The sequence below is a fragment of the Acidobacterium capsulatum ATCC 51196 genome (assembly GCF_000022565.1).
Lineage (GTDB): Bacteria > Acidobacteriota > Terriglobia > Terriglobales > Acidobacteriaceae > Acidobacterium > Acidobacterium capsulatum.
Genome location: NC_012483.1, coordinates 412,194 through 427,461 on the forward strand (window position 1 = coordinate 412,194; position 15,268 = coordinate 427,461).

12 protein-coding genes are annotated in these 15,268 nt (G+C 60.1%); 2 read left to right on the forward strand and 10 right to left on the reverse strand.

Translation table 11 applies throughout. The features are described 5' to 3' along the window. The first annotated feature begins 20 nt into the window (after positions 1 to 20). Positions 21 to 647: an outer membrane protein gene (locus ACP_RS01735; RefSeq protein ID WP_012680753.1), complete on the forward strand. Its 627-nt coding sequence runs from the start codon at positions 21 to 23 to the stop codon at positions 645 to 647. Here ACP_RS01735 and ACP_RS01740 read toward each other — a convergent pair. The 6 genes from ACP_RS01740 to argJ all read right to left on the reverse strand — a co-directional run bounded on the left by ACP_RS01740 (position 644) and on the right by argJ (position 9,089). Beyond that, positions 644 to 1,090, reverse strand: coding sequence for a DUF1810 domain-containing protein (locus tag ACP_RS01740; protein WP_012680754.1), 447 nt, complete (start codon positions 1,088 to 1,090; stop codon positions 644 to 646). The two genes, ACP_RS01735 and ACP_RS01740, sit on opposite strands and share 4 nt — an antisense overlap. 76 nt (positions 1,091 to 1,166) lie before the next feature. Then, positions 1,167 to 2,894 carry a capsule assembly Wzi family protein gene (locus tag ACP_RS01745; protein ID WP_012680755.1) on the reverse strand — a complete coding sequence of 576 codons (1,728 nt, stop codon included), beginning with the start codon at positions 2,892 to 2,894 and terminating at the stop codon, positions 1,167 to 1,169. 192 nt (positions 2,895 to 3,086) lie between these two features. After that, positions 3,087 to 5,756: a pyruvate dehydrogenase (acetyl-transferring), homodimeric type gene (gene aceE / locus ACP_RS01750; RefSeq protein WP_041839179.1), complete on the reverse strand. Its 2,670-nt coding sequence runs from the start codon at positions 5,754 to 5,756 to the stop codon at positions 3,087 to 3,089. A 39-nt stretch (positions 5,757 to 5,795) separates the two neighbouring features. Beyond that, positions 5,796 to 6,599 (reverse strand): thiamine pyrophosphate-dependent enzyme, encoded by an 804-nt coding sequence (locus tag ACP_RS01755; protein ID WP_148214979.1) that lies wholly within the window; start codon positions 6,597 to 6,599, stop codon positions 5,796 to 5,798. Positions 6,600 to 6,750: 151 nt separating this feature from the next. Further along, a complete protein-coding gene (locus ACP_RS01760; RefSeq protein ID WP_012680758.1) occupies positions 6,751 to 7,386 on the reverse strand; it encodes a hypothetical protein in 636 nt (211 codons plus the stop codon). Between the two features lie 479 nt (positions 7,387 to 7,865). Continuing rightward, positions 7,866 to 9,089 carry a bifunctional glutamate N-acetyltransferase/amino-acid acetyltransferase ArgJ gene (gene argJ / locus ACP_RS01765; RefSeq protein WP_012680761.1) on the reverse strand — a complete coding sequence of 408 codons (1,224 nt, stop codon included), beginning with the start codon at positions 9,087 to 9,089 and terminating at the stop codon, positions 7,866 to 7,868. A 145-nt stretch (positions 9,090 to 9,234) separates the two neighbouring features. On the opposite strand from argJ, the gene ACP_RS01770 reads away from it, so the two are divergent. Further along, on the forward strand, positions 9,235 to 10,095 hold the full coding sequence (locus tag ACP_RS01770; protein WP_012680762.1) for an ABC transporter ATP-binding protein: 861 nt from the start codon (positions 9,235 to 9,237) through the stop codon (positions 10,093 to 10,095). 187 nt (positions 10,096 to 10,282) lie between these two features. Here the strand turns inward: ACP_RS01770 and ACP_RS01775 are convergent, their stop codons facing one another. From ACP_RS01775 to ACP_RS01790, 4 genes are all read right to left on the reverse strand, one after another. Further along, entirely contained in the window at positions 10,283 to 10,951 is a 669-nt protein-coding gene (locus ACP_RS01775) for a hypothetical protein (protein WP_041839181.1), read from the reverse strand. After that, positions 10,948 to 11,358, reverse strand: a complete 411-nt coding sequence (locus ACP_RS01780) for a hypothetical protein (RefSeq protein WP_012680765.1) — start codon at positions 11,356 to 11,358, stop codon at positions 10,948 to 10,950. Before ACP_RS01780 ends, ACP_RS01775 begins: the two co-directional genes overlap by 4 nt. Positions 11,359 to 11,984: 626 nt before the next feature. Next, entirely contained in the window at positions 11,985 to 12,818 is an 834-nt protein-coding gene (locus ACP_RS01785; RefSeq protein ID WP_012680766.1) for a hypothetical protein, read from the reverse strand. 9 nt (positions 12,819 to 12,827) lie between these two features. Further along, complete coding sequence (locus ACP_RS01790; protein ID WP_012680767.1) at positions 12,828 to 15,266, reverse strand: TolB family protein; 2,439 nt, start codon at positions 15,264 to 15,266, stop codon at positions 12,828 to 12,830. Positions 15,267 to 15,268: the final 2 nt, after the last annotated feature.

The following is a 15,268-nucleotide window of genomic DNA, read 5'->3' on the forward strand; positions in this document are numbered from 1 at the left end:
TTTTGAGGGAGGATTCCGCAATGAAATCGTGGCTGAAGTGTTTACCCTTTGTGACAAGCGCCCTGCTGCTTGCCGCCGCCCTGCCCGCGCAGGCCCAGACCAGTGTCGGCGTCAGTGCGCTGGGAGCCTTTCCATCCTCGACGTCCAGCAATATGACCGAGCAGAATCCCTACAAACAGGCAGGCTTCATGGTTGAGCTCCGGCACATCTCCAACCCGCTCGTCGGCTTTGATGTCTCCTACGCCTTCCACCGCGCCAATCAGAGTTACCGGGCCCATGTGGTTTGCCCCACCTCGGCGCTGCCTTGCAGTGAACCCACCGCCTCGGTAAGCGCCAATGCCAACGAGCTCGCACTCAACTGGGTCGTCTCTGCGCCGATCCTCGGATTCCGTATCTTCGCCCTCGCCGGTGGCGGATTCGAGAGCTTCAATCCCACCGGAAGCAACGGCGTCAGCACTCAGAGCCAGACCAAGGGCCTTTACGACTACGGCGCAGGTGTTGACTGGACCGTCCTGCCTCACCTCGGCCTGCGCTTCCAGTACCGAGGCAACGTCTACAAAGCGCCCGATCTCGCCACCGCATTCAGCTCCACGGATAAGTTCACCCATGACGCCGAGCCCATGATCGGCGCCTACTTCAACTTCTAGTCGGTCTGGCCGTCCGCGCAACCCAGCAGCGACAACGTACGCTCATCCGGTCGGCCATCAAAAAAGCGCTCCAGCATGCGCTGGAAGATCACTTCTTCCGGCGCAGCCTGGGCAAACAGCGTCATCGATGACCGGAACTTCAGGTCATCCGGATACCCAAAAATCTCCTCCACCCTCTTTCCCTGGATATCCATCACCATCCGCATACACTCCCGCAGCCGTGACCCCAGCACCGGATGCGCCAGATACGCTCGCGCCTCTCCCAGGTCTGAGATCGCAAACCGATCAGCCATCGCGCTATGCCCCAGCCCGCGAAGTTGCGGAAATATAAACCACATCCAATGACTCTTCTTGTGCCCCGCACGCAGCTCCGCGCAAACCTGCGCATACACAGACTCCTGCGCCTCCACAAATCGCTGCAGCCGATAAGTCTCATCTATCATGCATTTCCGCCCCGCAAAAGCAAACGGGTGCCGTTCCTGGGAATCGGCACCCGCCCCATCTCAAGTTCGCTGCTCGTCAGAAGAGCTTCTTGTACCGGGGAATCCACGTGATCTGCACCATCCCCGTCGTATCGCTCTGCTGGCCAGGCTTGTAGATCGGAATCTTCCAGTCCTCATACTGCAGATAGCCGCGCACTTCAATGTCGCGATGAATGCGCTTCACCACCGAAAACTTGAAGTCGTTCTGCGTCGATCCGCCCTCAAAGAATGCCTTGCTGGCCTTGTCCCGGCGGTACATGAACTGCACATCTTCTTCGGGCGAAAGGTGATAAGTCACCCACGCCTGGCCGCCCTTGTTTTCGCGTCCAATCCAGTCGCCATACACAAAGCCCTTGTTGGTATTGCCTTGCCTCTGTACAGTCTCATATTCCATGAACTGGCCGCTCTGCACATGGTTGCTCACCGGGTCGGTCGAGTCCGCTTCCACGCGCAGATCCAGCTTCGGCAGCCCGGGGAAATGCGACAGATAAATCCCGGGCGCAATGGCGGCGCGGCGGGGGGAATCCACCGGGCTCACATCGTCATGTACCAGCGAATCGGCATACAGCGTCACCCATTTGCGCAGGAACGGCAGCCGGTAATTGAAATCAAAGTTGCTGAAGCGCGCGCCCGGGTCCTTGTTCGTCAACTTGGTCCCGTACACATTCTGAAAGCTCTTGAAGCTCTGCCAGAAGGTGCCCAGCGTGACCGGCTCATGTCCCGCGCCGCCCCAGATCACCGTGCGGGCAAAACCCATTTCCAGGTTGCGCGTCGGCTTGAAGCTCAGCTTCTCCATATGGACCCAGGGCGAATTCGGATCCGTATGGCCCTTCAAACTTCCCACAAAAAACTCGTAGCGGAATGGCCCCGTGATGCGCGACACCAGAGGAATCCGGAAGGGATCGACATCATTGATCTGGAAGGCGTAGATGTCCTCGGCATTGTTGCTCCATGACATGGACGCACCCTGATCGGGGCCAAGCCAGTGGTCCATCTTGCCCAGCGAAAACTCATTTCCTATCCAGTGAAACCCGACATTCGCCTCCAGAATTCTGAAGTCGTTCGCTGCCGGAATCGGTCCTGCAGGAATCGTGTCATAGCGGATATTCGGATCGTAGGGAATCGAGTCAACCGTATTCGACAAGTACGAAGCAAGGCTTTCGGAATACCCAGCCGCGCTCGGCGCATGCTGGTACTCCCCGCGGAAGTAGAGCGTCCATCGTCCCGCTTCGCTGCGCGTGCTGAAGCCCGTGTAGTCGTTAAATCCTGACTCGTAGGGCCGCCCATAATCGTTGATGATCGTCTGGCCCAGATGATAGCTGTCTCTCAGCGGAGTGCCGCCGATGCCGCGAAACTGCTGATACGCGCTGTCCAATTCGGTCGAGGGCTGCGTGAGCGTCGTGGGATGCTCCACGTCCGGCTCCACGGTATTCCACAGTGCCTCATAAATCTCGATCGCCTGCGTGTCCTTGTCGCCGTTCAGCGCCAGCCGCTGCGCCGTCTCTTCGAGCATCTGAGCAATCTGCAGCCGCGTCCAGGGCCGAATGCCCATGAAAGCCGTATCCAGATAGCCCAGCGAATGCAGCCGGTCCAGCGCCGGATACATCCAGCTATCCATCGGCACAAACGTCGAGCCTTCCGTATTGGTCACATAAGGGGAGGGCATCACCGACTGGCCCATCGGCCTCGCCGGGGCCGCCCATAGCGTGGATGCGGCAACGCCGGCGAACACGCCGGCTGCAAAAATGCGCGGAAACAGTCTCACTCAGACCTCGTCAGGAGTGTTTTCGTGAAATTCTGCGGCCTCGTACCAGTGGCCGGAACTCGGGTTGACTCTCAGGCTAGTAGAACGCGAAAGGGAACACAACCATACGCGAACGCCGGTGGGGCATGCTCCTGAGATGCGCCACCGGCGGTCAGCATAGAGAAAAATGATCAGGTGCGATCCTGCGCAAACTTATGCCCGCGCCGGATCGCCCTTTTCCGTATCCACTCCAAGGTCGGCAAAAGCCTTCTGCGCTTCCTTGGCGTCGAACTTGCCCTCGCGGGCCAGCCGCGAAAGAGTGGCCGTGGCAATCGACTCGGCATTCACCTCAAAGTGGCTGCGCAGATGCTCGCGGTTGTCGCTGCGCCCGAAGCCATCCGTGCCCAGCGAGATCAGCCGCGTCGGCAGCCACGGAGCCAGTTGGTCCGGGACCACCTTCATATAATCGCTCGCCGCGATGATTGGTCCCTTCGTGCCCTTCAGTGCTTCCAGCAGGTACGGCGTCTTCTCCGCATCGGCCGGATGCAGCCGGTTCCAGCGCTCCACCGCCAGCGCATCGCGGCGCAGCTCGGTATAGCTGGTCACGCTCCACACATCGGTCTGCACGCCATACTTCTCCGCCAGAATCTGCTGCGCCCGCAGCGCCTCGCGCAAGATCGGGCCGCTGCCGAACAGTTGCGCCACGGCCTTGCCCTTCGCTGCCGGGCTCACCTTGTACAGGCCGCGCAGAATGCCTTCTTCCACGCCATCCGGCATCGCCGGCATCGCATAGTCTTCGTTGTACATCGTGATGTAGTAGAAGACGTTCTCGTTGTTCTCATACATGCGGCGCAGCCCATCGCGCAGAATCACGGCCATCTCATACACATAGGCAGGGTCATAGCTCACGCAGGTGGGCACCGTGCTTGAGAGCACATGGCTGTGTCCGTCCTGGTGCTGCAGGCCCTCGCCCAGCATGGTGGTGCGCCCGGCCGTGCCGCCCATCAAAAAGCCCTTGCCGCGCGAATCGGCAAACGCCCACACCATGTCGCCCACACGCTGAAAACCGAACATGGAGTAGTACATGTAGAAGGGAATCGCCGGCACCTTGTAGTTCGCATACGCCGTACCCGCCGCCGTGAACGATGCCATCGATCCGGCTTCCGTGATGCCTTCTTCCAGAATCTGCCCGTCCTTCTCCTCGCGGTAGTAGAGCAGCATGTCCTGATCGTGCGGCGTGTACTTCTGGCCTTCGCTGGCATAAATGCCCACCTGGCGAATCGCCGACTCCAGCCCAAACGTGCGGCCCTCATCCGGCACAATCGGCACAATCAGCTTGCCGATCTGCGAGTCCTTCAGCAGGTGGCGCAGGATGCTCACAAAGCCCATCGTCGTCGAGACTTCGCGTCCGCGCGATCCGCCCGTCCACTCGCCAAAATAATCCAGACCCGGCGTCTTGAACTCGATCTGCGGCGCATTGCGATGCGGCAGGTAGCCGCCCAGCTCCTCGCGCCGTGCATGCATATAGGCCAGCTCCTCGCTGTCCTTCGCGGGGCGGTAAGGCTTGGTCTGCTTCACCAGCTCTTCCGGCACGGAAATGTTGAAGCGCTTCACAAATCCCGCCAGCGCGTCATCGGTCAGCTTCTTTTCCTGGTGAGCGGCATTGCGTGACTGTGTCGTGCCGATGCCGTAGCCCTTCACAGTCTTGGCCAGAATCACCGTCGGCCCGCCCTGATGCTCCAGCGCGCGCTTGTATGCGTTGTAGACCTTTACCGGATCGTGGCCGCCGCGATGCAGGTTTGCCAGCTCGTCGTCTGACATATCCTTCACCAGTTCCAGCAGCTCTGGATACTTGCCGAAGAAGTGCTCGCGCAGATACGCGCCGCCCTTCGCCTTGTAGGCCTGGAAGTCGCCATCCACGCACTCTTCCATGCGCTTCAGTAGCAGGCCCGTGTGGTCGCGCTCAAACAGGCGGTCCCAGTCCGAGCCCCACAATACCTTGATCACATTCCAGCCCGCGCCGTGGAAGATGCCTTCCAGCTCATCCACAATGCGCTTGTTGCCGCGCACCGGGCCATCCAGCCGCTGCAGGTTGCAGTTGATCACAAACACCAGGTTGTCGAGCTTCTCGCGTGTCGCAAGTCCAATCGCGCCGAGCGTATCCACTTCGTCCGTCTCGCCGTCGCCCACAAACGCCCACACCTTGCGCGGCGTTTTCTCAATCAGCTTGCGGTTTTCCAGGTACCGCATAAAGCGCGCCTGATAGATCGCATTCAGCGGACCAATGCCCATTGACACCGTAGGGAAGCGCCAGAAGTTCGGCATCAGCCACGGGTGCGGATACGAAGACAGGCCCGGCTTGTCGCGCAGTTCATGGCGGAAGTTCAGCAGGTTCTCATCCTCAAAGCGGCCTTCGAGATACGCGCGCGCATACACACCCGGCGACGCATGGCCCTGAAAATAGATGAAGTCACCCGGCTGGTCCCCATAGCTCGCGTGGAAGAAATGATTGAAGCCCACTTCCAGCAGCGTCGCCAGTGAAGAATACGTGGCAATGTGCCCGCCGATGCCATCGTCCTTCTTGTTCTGCCCATGCACCATCGCCATCGCGTTCCAGCGAATCAGCGCTTCCACGCGCTCCTCAAGCGCGCGGTTGCCCGGGTAAGGCACTTCCTCATGCTGAGGAATCGTGTTCATGTACGGAGTCGTGATCTGGCTGGGAGCGGCAATGCCGGCTTCACGCGCACGCTGCCGCAGAGCATCCAGCAGTTGTGCGCCCTGATCGGGACCCTCGGCGACCACTACATCGTCAAAGGCCTCAATCCACTCGGAGACTTCCTGGGTGAAGTCGTTCATTACGGGTACGGGTGTCTTCGTCGTCATCGGAATCCTGTCTTCTCCTCGGCCCAGCCGTCCTGCGGCTTATGCAGAAAATGTCGTGTGCTTCGCGCGGCGCGCCGGCGTGCGGGAAACCCGTCCGGCCGCTTGCAAAAACTCTTCAGTGATGCGCGCCCGGTGCCCGGCTTCGAGCAGTCCCTTGCGCGCCAGATGTGCTTCCATGCGGGCGATCGCATTCCCATCGCCCTTTTCCAAACGAATGTCCTTGCAGTCAATCAGCGTCGGGCCGGTGCCCTCGCGCGCCCTCTGCATCATCTCAAACGCCACCCGGTACAGGGCCACCACATCATGCGCATCTACCGGAACGCTGATCACACCCTCGATCGCGGCCTCGCCGCTCCAGTCAAAGGCATCCTCCCCGGTCAGCTTGCGCGGCGAGGGCAGTAGCACATACAGAATCGGCAGCCTATGCCGCGCCGCAAACCGCAGCGCCTCGCGAAACGCCTCCGGAACCAGCCGGTCCGGCGTCGCAAAGGCCAGCACCACCGCACCCGGGTGCTGCAGTTGCTGCGTCAGGGCGATGCCGGTAGCGATGGAGAGGGGAGCTTCGATGGGCTGGGGCAGAAGGGGAGTGGCGGAGTTCTCAATTAGTTGCGCGGCCGGTCCGGGAACAGTGACCGTAATGCGGTCAATTGCCTCAATTCCCGCCAGCATGGCCGCGAATACGGCCTCGTAGCGGCCCTGCGCTCGCGGCTCCCGCGCCGCCAGCCGCACCATCGCCGCATACAGTTCCAGGAGCCGCGCATTGCTGATCAGCGGCGCGCCGTGCTTGCCTGCAACGTCGGCGTCGGCGGCCGATTCCGGGTTCAAAATAGCAGTTTGGCTCATGGCAAAAGGATGGTGCCTGCGACCTTAAATTCTATCGCACCATAGGCATGCCGTGGCACCCGCGTGCGCTCCATCTTCGACGCACGCACAAAAGGGCGGGATGCTTGCCAGCATCCCGCCCTTTATGTCGTCCGGCTTATCTCACGCTGCTTTAGCGCAGGTTAAAGACAAATCCAAACCGCGCCTGGTAGTTGTTCTGCCACTGCCCGTTGTAATCAAACCGCTCGCCCGTCCACTCCGCCGGAACAAACTCCAGCCCGAAGCGAGGCGTCAGGTTCACGTCAAACCCAAGACCGGCCGACGCCGTCGGATTCCACGTAATCCCCGGATGCGTCCTCGTGCCAAACATGTTCCGGCCGATGCCCGTGCGCGTCTCACCCGCTTCGCCAAAGACAAACGGCGTGCCCCGCCAGCGCGGATTCAGCGTATACCGCGGCCCTGCCATCATCGAGAGCTTGTTCTCTACGGGATAAACGCCACTCGTGTAGGAACTCACAAAGTCCGCCTGCAGGCCAAGCCGTTTCGTAAAGTTGATCTCCGGCATCACTCCCCACCCAGCCAGCAACTCGTGGTTCACTCCCGGCGTATCCTGGGTCCATTGCCGCGTGAAGACGCCCGTAAAGGCAACCGACCCGCGCAGCTTGCGGTCCTTTGCCGGCTTCATCGCCATCTGGTTGCTCGATGCTGTCATCTGGGGGGAAGGGGCGCTCTCAGGCCCGTCCTGTGCCACAGCAGCCGTGGCCGTCGAAGCGAGAATCAGCGTAAGCGCAATCATTATGTTTTTCATCGGAATCTACATCTCCTCCAAAGGGTGGCAAGTATGCCAACCCCAGTCCTATCTCTGATGTAGAAGTAGTGAACCGTGTCGCCTCAAAAATACGTCACAGTAGCGGATATTTTTTTCGCTCGAAAAAGCGCCGCTCAGGCAACCCGGCGCGGGACCGCGTCCATCCCGGAAAATGCGTCGCAGACAGCCTTCGATCGCAGGTCTGGCGCGGGCCGGGCGCTCTTCCGCCCTCCTGGTGTGCAGGCGTGCCGCTCCCATCGAGCGCCGGTAAGTAAGAAGGAATGTCCCTGGCGAATTCACAAAAATGAAAAGTTGCCAGACTCGCACGTTCACACGCAAAGCGCAAGAGGAAAACCCACGCGAATTTTCCTCAGAAATGTTGAAATGCCTGTGCATATTCCGGTGTCAATTCCCGAAAGTGCAACAGGCATGCCCACTTCAGCACATTGCACCGCTTCCGGTGCATCGCCTTAAAAAATTTACGTCGAATAATCCGCGTTGATGTGTACGTACTCGCTCGTCAGATCCGTCGTCCAGAAACGGCACTTTCCATCGCCCATTCCCAGCACAATTCTGATCGAGAACTCGCGCTGCTTCAGGTAAGCATGCGCCGCCGCCTCGTCATACAGCGGCGAACGTCCGCCGTAACGGCAGATTTCATGCTCACCAAACCAGATGCCGACCTTCTCCGGCACAATCGCCACACCGGAGTAGCCAATCGCTGCCATCAGCCTTCCCCAGTTCGGATCATTGCCCGCCCAAGCCGTCTTCACCAGCGGCGAATGCGCGATGGTCTTTGCAATCGCCCGCGCATCGGCATCGCTCGCCGCGCCTTCAATCTGCAGCTCCACCACGTGCGTCACGCCTTCGCCGTCATCCACAATCTGCTTCGCCAGTGAGAGGCACACCGCGTTCAGCGCCGCGCCAAAGGCCTCCACTCCGGCCTCTACACGCGCGTCCGCCGTGCTTGAGGCCAGCAGCAGCACCGTGTCATTGGTCGAGGTATCGCCGTCAATCGACACCGAGTTGAAGCTCTGCTCCACCGCGCCCCGCAGATACCCGTCCAGTACCGCCGGCTCCATCACCGCATCGGTGAACACGTACGCCAGCATCGTCGCATGCGGCACCAGTTGCGGACCGATCATGCCCGCGCCCTTGCACGCCCCGGCAATCCGCACCGTCTTGCCGCCGATCGTGCAGGTGGCCGTGGCCACCTTCGGCTTCGTATCCGTCGTCAGAATCGCCCGCGCAAAGGCCGAGAACTGTTCCGCCGTCGCCTGCGCCTGTTCGCGCGCAGCAGGCAGAGCCCGCACCAGAATCTCCGCCGGCAGCGGCACTCCGATAATGCCCGTCGAGGAAGGGAAGACCTCGTGCTCTTCGCAGCCAAACGTCGCCGCCGCGGCGGAGCACACCTCCCGCGCCGCCCGCAGTCCAGCCTCGCCGGTCGCGCAGTTCGCGTTGCCTGAGTTCACGGCCACCACCCGCACGCGGCCGCCGCTCCGGGCCATGTGCTCGCGGTCCACCACCAGGGGAGCGGCCTGCACGCGATTCGCCGTATACAGCGCCGCAGCGGACGCAGGTGCTTCCGCAATCACCAGTGCAAAGTCAGGCTTGCCGCTGGCTTTGATTCCCGCCGTCACGGCGGCAAATTGAAATCCGCCCGGAAGGGCATCGGCAGAGAGAAGCAGGTTATCGTTGGTCATGAGCTTTTATTTTCACCTGAAATCCCTCTTCTTTATGCAATCCATGTACTTCCTCTGTTAACTAAAATCGCTTTTTCTCCGTGCTATCTCTGGAACAGCCTGATAAAAAGGTTGGAGGCAAACCCGACCCCTCTAAGGAAGGTCCATGAGCGCAGAGCCCCATTCCCCCGAGGCACCCTCCGCCGCCAGCGGCAGCACAGCTTTCACCTCACAGGTGGCTGCGCCCCAGACCACGCTTTTTCTTGAAATGCAGCACGTCGATGTCGCCCGCGGCGAAAACATCGTTCTCCATGACGTTTCGCTGCGCATCGCACGTGGCGAGCAGATGGTCATCCTCGGGCCCAACGGCTGCGGCAAATCCACGCTCATCAAGACCATCACGCGCGAGTGCTACCCCATCCCAAAGGATGGCTCCTGCATGCGCCTCTTCGGCTATGACCGCTGGGTCGTCTCCGAGCTGCGCCAATATCTCGGCGTCGTCGAGCAAACGCTTCCTTCCGAACGAACGCCCACCACGCGCGGCCGCGACGTCGTCATCGCCGGCCTGCTGGGCACCGCCACCCTCTGGCCCCACCAGACTGTCACCGCCGAAATGCGCGAACGGGCCGACACCGCTCTCGGCCTCCTGGACGCGCATCACCTTGCAGAAAAGCTTGTCGGCCGCATGTCCGCCGGCGAGCAGCGCCGCGTCCTTATCGCCCGCGCACTCGTCCATGCGCCAGAAATGCTTCTCCTCGACGAGCCTTCCAACGCCCTCGACATGGCCGCACAACAGGAGCTGCGTGAAGTCCTCCGCTCCATCGCCGGCATGGGCATTGGCATCCTGATGGTCACCCACCACCTCGGCGACATCCTCCCCGAGATGGATCGCGTGCTCATGCTCCGCGCCGGCCGCATCTACGCCGACGCCCCCAAGCATGACCTCATCACACCCCAGATCATGGCCGATCTCTTCGGCGCACAGGTCGAGATCGTCGAGCGCAACGGCTACCTGCACGCCTGGTAGCCTACGCCGCTCCCGCAAAGCTGCGTCGTCGCCAGCAAATAACTGCGTCATTCTGAACCGCAAAGCGGTGAAACAGGGTAGGAAGAATCCCGGCGATGCTTCGGTCGCATACACCGCCTCAGGTTTCTCTCGCACTCCCGGCCGGATTCCTGAAAGGGAGCGCGACATCAGCCCCTGCCGCTCCGCCTCAACGCTGGCTCTGCGTCACCGGCTGCGTCTGCACCAGTTGAATCGGATACACATACTTCAAATACATGTAGAAAAAGCCCATCGAGAACGCCAGAATAATCACCCCCAGCGTCGCCGAATGCACCTCAAGCCCAGTGGCGGAAATCTTCAGCGTCGTGCCACTCGGCTCGCTCGCCACCGCTGTGGCCGCGGCTCCATCGCCAGCCGCTGCGGCCGCCGTCAGCGCCGCCGCATGCGCATCCATCACTTCCATGCGCTTGCTGCCCAGCCGCATGCTGTACTGCAGTTGCCAGGCAGCAAAAATGATGCCAGCCACCACCAGCAGGACGCTCACTACAAAAATCACAATGCCTGACCAGTACTGCCACACAAACACATTCCGGGTGTGGTGCCACTGATAAATCAGGTAATTCAACTCCGCCTCTTCCTCCTTTTTCTGCAGTGCTGAAAGCTGCGTATCGCTACTGTGAGCGACCTGATCGGGAACGATCTTGGCGTCTCCCTTGCACGGCACAATCTCGCGTTCGCCGCCCACCATCTGCAGGCTCGGCTTGCAAGGAGGCTGAATGCTCATGCGCTCAACGTATAGATGATGCACCGCTCCGGCCGTCTGCTGCGCGAGGCAGGGAACAGCGCAAAGTAGCAAAAGATACGCCAGTCGTTTCATCGGCTCTGGGACTCGCTGTCGAGAAGATCTTTCAACATGCTTATGCGTTCCGCCAAAATCCTATCCAGTGTCCAGTTTGGGTGTTTCTGCTCGTATCGCAGTTCAGTCTCCACACCTTCCTGAGCGTTTTGAGACGCCTCTCCAATCATGCGCAGAAGCTCTGTATTTTCGGTTTCGTACCAGTTCGCGGAGGGACTGAAGCAACGTACAGCGTTCACGCCTGTATTTCCTACGCCTATTCCCAAATCTGCAGAAATCGCGCTATCGGCTTCTGCTCCCTGCGTCGCATGTTGGGTCGTCTGAGGTTTCGCCGGCCCGGTTCCGGGCTGCGTCTGCGCCGCCACCATTTGCCCGCAAAGCAATAGGCCCACAAAACAGCCGAAGGGATGAGGCAACGTTCGCTTCATGAATTGTCCCTGGAAGGAGATGCCGCAACATTAGGACCGAACCTCAGCGCCGTCAAGAAGATTCGTCCTCCAACCGCCACCGCTCCCCGCCTGTCATGCCGGCCAAAGCTCCGCCCCTAATCCCTTGTCATCCCGACCGAGCGAAGTGAGCGGAGGGACCTGCGCTCCCTCTCGCCCCATAAGACTCAGCCCCTGAAGGGTACGGGCTTTAGCCCGTACATCCACCCCGCAAAAGTGTGAGTGAGCAAGATCTGTGTCACTGGTGGGAGATTACGGGAGACGGCGGGAATCAGCGGGATTGGCGCGGGCGAAACACGCTTTTCCACAAACAAAAGAGCCCACACGGATTCGCACGATCGGTGACACTAAACTCGCGCACTTCCGTTGGATTCAAAGGGTAAGTTGTTGATTTTTCGTTTACAGAGTGCGGAAATCCAACGGAAGTGTTCCGTTGGATCAGAACACAGCCTAACGGCAGATGTGGAAAACTCTTCAAACCCGCGAATCGAGCGGTCGCATCGCCTACCAGCAATCCAACGGAAGTGACCAGAAACCCTCTAAAAAGGAAAATCCAACGGAAGTGAGGCAATATTCCATTTTTGGAATATCACCTCACCCGTCACATCTCAATAAGCCGCCCAGCGGCCCTTCAAATATTCCTGCGCATAGGCGATTTCCTGCGCGCTCAGTACACGGTTGACCACGACGCCTTCCAGGAAAGAGTCAATGGATTGAAAGCCCGCGATCGCGTTCGAGCCACCGAGGATAGCCAGCCGCTGACCGCTGCTGACTGCCGTGTTCGTGCCCAACGTGTCGTTTACCGTGGTCATCGTCTCAGCAGCGCCGTTGAGCGTGATCGATACACCGGCGGCATGCCCCGATCCGTCATACGTTACAGTCGCGATGTATGGATGGCCAGCGGCCAGTACCGTCGCGCCATGCACGTTGATGGCATACGCCTGAGCACCGTTGTAGCTCAAGGCGAAAGTGAAAGTGCCACCGCTCGGCTTGCTACCTCCGACAAACCAGCCCCGAAAGGCAGCTGCCGGGTCCATACAGCTCATGATGGCTTCCCACGAATTGTTGCCGTTGTATGGCGACGCGCCGACGCGTTTGAAAGCGAGCAGAAGGCTGAAGGGTTTGTTGTACTCAAACTGCACAGCAGCAGGCGCTGTAGCTGTGGCGAGTACTTGCGCAGTGGCCGAACTGGACGCGATGCCGGGCAGATTGTTCTGCTCATTTGCCGTCAAGGCCGGCTGCTCCGCACTCGTCGTCTGCACGAGCGCATAAGCGTTGGTCGATTGCCCAAGGAGCTGACTTACAGCGCCGGCCGAAGAAGTTACACCAGCGTCCGCCTTGAGCCATGCGGCGAGATTTGCGCCGAGCATGGAAGGACGCCAATTGAGTGAAAGGCCACCGGCCGAAAAATCGGCGCCACTGAGAATGAGCTGCCTGCCCATGATGTCTCCTTAGAGGACTGGGATTTGGAAGTGAACGCAGCGATTGCGAAGATCGTTGCCGTAAATCGAAGGCGTGGCATCCGAGTCGCACAAGTTTCCGCGCGGCCCTGAGGTTGGCCCTGCGTACGCGGCCGTGCCGCTGGTCGGCGTGGTCCAGGCGTAGGCGAGCTTCGGACTGCCTCCGGTGGAAGGACCCGAGAGCACAATCTCCAGAGTCTCCGGTCCTACGATATTGATGGCGGTGATTGTCGGAGGCGTCGCCGAACCATCGGTAAACTCAAAACCGTACTTACTGCCTGGGAAGTTATCTGGCTCGGTGACATTGACGGTGTCGATCTGCAGAGGAGCCACCGGCACATAGAAGTCAGCGATGATCGAGTTACCACGCATGTAAGCCGAGCGCGGTTCCAGAGGGCGCCAGCTCTTACCCTGCATCACGTAGGCCAGAACTTTGGCAAACTCCTCGCCGTGCCAGCGGTAGCCGATCGCGCTCAGGTGAACGCCCTGGCCGGCCTCGTAAGGCAGATGATACTTCGGCCCTACGCACAGCAGCTTGCCGGGATTCTGATCGCATGCCGCAAGCTGCTGCGGAGGAATGATCGGCGTCGCGTGGCCAGCGTAGATGCCATAGCTGCTGATCTGCGACAGGATCATCGGGATGGTCTCTGTCTGTCCGGTGATCGCCTGGATCGCGCTTTGAAGGTCAGACTGCCACGTCACCAGGTCGGCTTCATAGTTCGGATTGCCCGAGCCAAGCTCATCCTGCTCGCCGTGGATACAGAAGATTGCGCGAACGCCATAGGTCTCCGAAGCCGCGACCGTAATCGCTTTCGCAGCAGTGATGCTTGCGAGCGCGTTGAGATAGGGCTGAGTACCGGGGCCGACTGCGGAATAAGCGTGGCCGCCCCATGCATGAATAGAGCCGAGCAGAGTCGTCTTGCCAAGAGCAGCGTGGCGGCGAACGAAGTGGTTGAAGCAACCGCTCATGACCGTCTCGCCGTAAGTGCCCTCAAACGCGTCCGTGGCTTCTACCATCGGCGTGAAGGATGCGATGTTTGCGGACTGCACCGCGGGATAGCTGCTGGCATTGCCGCTGTCTACGCCGCAGCGCAGACCACTGTTGAACATGATCGAGTCATATGGCTGCGAAGTGGAAAGCGGCGGCACTGCGAGCGCGCCGAGCATGAGCGACTGGCCGACGCCGATGACGTGGCTGACTTCATAGGCATTCGCAAACGGCGATGCTGCGGTGAGCTTCGTGACGCCGTTGCGATCCATTCGGTAGAGCGTGGCGACGCTGCCAGCGCGATCAGAGGCAAACGTGACGGTTTGTCCGTCCTCAGAAAGGGAGACGAAGATGTTATTGCCGGTGGACGTAAGCTTCGCGATGGCTGCAGTGCGAATGTTGGCAGAAAATACCTGGTAGAGCCCGTTCGCATCGGTGCCCGTGTAGAACATCGTCTCGTCGCCATCGAATGCCCCCTTGACGGCGGGATCGAGAGCAAGCGTTCCGAGCACGCGCCCGTCCGCGCGGACTGCGAAGGCGACATTTCCCTTGGGATCTGAGATCGCATAGAGCGCGTTCGGCGGATTGACGCCCAGCTCTACCTCGCTGGACGTGACCATTGCATAGCCGTCTGCGACCAACGAGCCAAGAATGTTGAGCAGTCCGGTGACCGTGAGGTCGCCCCCGATCTTTACCAATGCTCCATTTGGGCCATTCTGCACAGCAAAGCCGATGAATCCAGCGGCGTCGCGGATCACGTAGAGCGCGCCTTCGTAATTGGCGGGAAGGTCCTGCTCGGTCGCGGTTCCCGTGCTCATCGTGTCCACGGTAAGACCGCCTGTAATTGTTGCGCCTGCGCTCGCAGTCAGCGGAGTGGTGACCTGTCCTGAGAGCGCTCCACTTGCTGCGAACAAAACAGCATTTGCGGTATCGGTCGCGCCAAAGGCCGAACCGGAGGTATAAGCAGTCGTCACGACGTAGCTATTGCCGCCCTGGGTAAAGCAATCGTAGGGCGCATATGTTACATCAGGAGCCCACGCGCCTCGAAAGTTGAATCCCTGACCTTGCGGCCCGAGCTGGACGGTGACAAGCGCGGCCAGATTCGGAACGAAGTTGTCGAAGCTCCAGTTCGCGCCAGACGGCTGGATCAGATAGCCGGGACCCAGAGCGCTCTGCGACGTAAGATTGTCGCGCAGCGAGACCTTGTAGCAGACGTTTTTCGGGGACGTGAGCGAAGTGTCAGCGAGTGCGATGTTAAATGCGCCGTTGACGACCTGGGCAGTAACGGGCTCGGAGATTGCCTGACCGGAGCCGTTCACCACAAACGAGATCGCGTTTCCGTTGTTATCGCACGGAGTGAATGTGATGGATCCGCTTGCGAGCGGCGTGCCTGTTGCATCAGTGATTTTTGCAGCGGAGACAGAGGTATAACCGGCGGCCATGA